Annotated in this window: 2 protein-coding genes and 1 pseudogene; 1 reads left to right on the forward strand and 2 read right to left on the reverse strand. The window is 60.9% G+C overall.

The features are described 5' to 3' along the window. On the reverse strand, positions 1 to 648 hold a 648-nt coding region (locus ACFVWD_RS58160; protein WP_389607273.1), incomplete at its 3' end, for a methyltransferase domain-containing protein. A gap of 329 nt (positions 649 to 977) precedes the next feature. Continuing rightward, positions 978 to 1,070, reverse strand: a pseudogene (locus tag ACFVWD_RS58165) (IS6 family transposase); the annotation flags it as partial. 113 nt (positions 1,071 to 1,183) lie between these two features. Here ACFVWD_RS58165 and aac(3)-IVa point away from each other — a divergent pair. Next, positions 1,184 to 1,960, forward strand: a complete 777-nt coding sequence (gene aac(3)-IVa, locus ACFVWD_RS58170; protein WP_001199192.1) for an aminoglycoside N-acetyltransferase AAC(3)-IVa — start codon at positions 1,184 to 1,186, stop codon at positions 1,958 to 1,960. Positions 1,961 to 2,075 lie beyond the last annotated feature (115 nt).

Raw genomic sequence — 2,075 nt, forward strand, 5'->3', positions numbered from 1 at the left:
CTGGATCTCCTCGAGCAGGTTCAGCAGGTACGGCACCTCGATGACCAGGACGCCGTCGACGTCGAGCACCGCGTCGACGCCGTACAGGATGCGGTGTACGTCGTCGATGTGCGCGAAGCACTGGCGGCCGATGACGGCTTTGGCCCGGCCCTGCTCGGAGGCGATGCGGCCCGCGGGGCCGGGGCCGAAGAAGTCCGGGTCGGTGGGGACGCCCCGCGCGTTGGCGATCTCGGCGAGGTTGGCCGCCGGGTCGACCCCGGCCACCCGCATGCCCGCCTCCTGGAACATCGCGAGCTGGGTGCCGACGTTGCTGCCCAGCTCCACGACCAGGTCGCCGGAGGCGAGGCCCGCCCGGCGGGTGGCCAGCTCGACGATGTGCGCCATGTGCTCGCGGATCTGGTCGGAGTCGGAGGAGACGTAGACGTAGTGCTTGAACAGCGCCTCGGGGTCGACGACATGCCGCAGCGTCATCAGCCGGCACGACCGGCACACGATGACGTCGAGCGGGAAGACGTCCTGCGCCTCGTCGGCGTCGGCCGGGTCGACGAAACCGTTGGCGAGCGGTAGCGAACCGAACGAGATGACCTCGGTCCAGTCGTCCGCACCGCATACACGGCAGGTCTCGTCCCGCCTGCATTTCTCCAGCATGAAGTCTCCTGACGGCGAAAGCCGACGCATCGGGCCCGTCGGTCCGGGGACGTCAATCTAGAAAGTATAGGAACTTCGAAGTTCCCGCCAGCCTCGCAGAGCAGGATTCCCGTTGAGCACCGCCAGGTGCGAATAAGGGACAGTGAAGAAGGAACACCCGCTCGCGGGTGGGCCTACTTCACCTATCCTGCCCGGCTGACGCCGTTGGATACACCAAGGAAAGTCTACACGAACCCTTTGGCAAAATCCTGTATATCGTGCGAAAAAGGATGGATATACCGAAAAAATCGCTATAATGACCCCGAAGCAGGGTTATGCAGCGGAAAATGCAGCTCACGGTAACTGATGCCGTATTTGCAGTACCAGCGTACGGCCCACAGAATGATGTCACGCTGAAAATGCCGGCCTTTGAATGGGTTCATGTGCAGCTCCATAAGCAAAAGGGGATGATAAGTTTATCACCACCGACTATTTGCAACAGTGCCGTTGATCGTGCTATGATCGACTGATGTCATCAGCGGTGGAGTGCAATGTCGTGCAATACGAATGGCGAAAAGCCGAGCTCATCGGTCAGCTTCTCAACCTTGGGGTTACCCCCGGCGGTGTGCTGCTGGTCCACAGCTCCTTCCGTAGCGTCCGGCCCCTCGAAGATGGGCCACTTGGACTGATCGAGGCCCTGCGTGCTGCGCTGGGTCCGGGAGGGACGCTCGTCATGCCCTCGTGGTCAGGTCTGGACGACGAGCCGTTCGATCCTGCCACGTCGCCCGTTACACCGGACCTTGGAGTTGTCTCTGACACATTCTGGCGCCTGCCAAATGTAAAGCGCAGCGCCCATCCATTTGCCTTTGCGGCAGCGGGGCCACAGGCAGAGCAGATCATCTCTGATCCATTGCCCCTGCCACCTCACTCGCCTGCAAGCCCGGTCGCCCGTGTCCATGAACTCGATGGGCAGGTACTTCTCCTCGGCGTGGGACACGATGCCAACACGACGCTGCATCTTGCCGAGTTGATGGCAAAGGTTCCCTATGGGGTGCCGAGACACTGCACCATTCTTCAGGATGGCAAGTTGGTACGCGTCGATTATCTCGAGAATGACCACTGCTGTGAGCGCTTTGCCTTGGCGGACAGGTGGCTCAAGGAGAAGAGCCTTCAGAAGGAAGGTCCAGTCGGTCATGCCTTTGCTCGGTTGATCCGCTCCCGCGACATTGTGGCGACAGCCCTGGGTCAACTGGGCCGAGATCCGTTGATCTTCCTGCATCCGCCAGAGGCGGGATGCGAAGAATGCGATGCCGCTCGCCAGTCGATTGGCTGAGCTCATAAGTTCCTATTCCGAAGTTCCTATTCTCTAGAAAGTATAGGAACTTCGAAGTTCCCGCCAGCCTCGCAGAGCAGGATTCCCGTTGAGCACCGCCAGGTGCGAATAAGGG

This window comes from Streptomyces sp. NPDC058086, from assembly GCF_042885015.1.
Classification (GTDB): domain Bacteria; phylum Actinomycetota; class Actinomycetes; order Streptomycetales; family Streptomycetaceae; genus Streptomyces.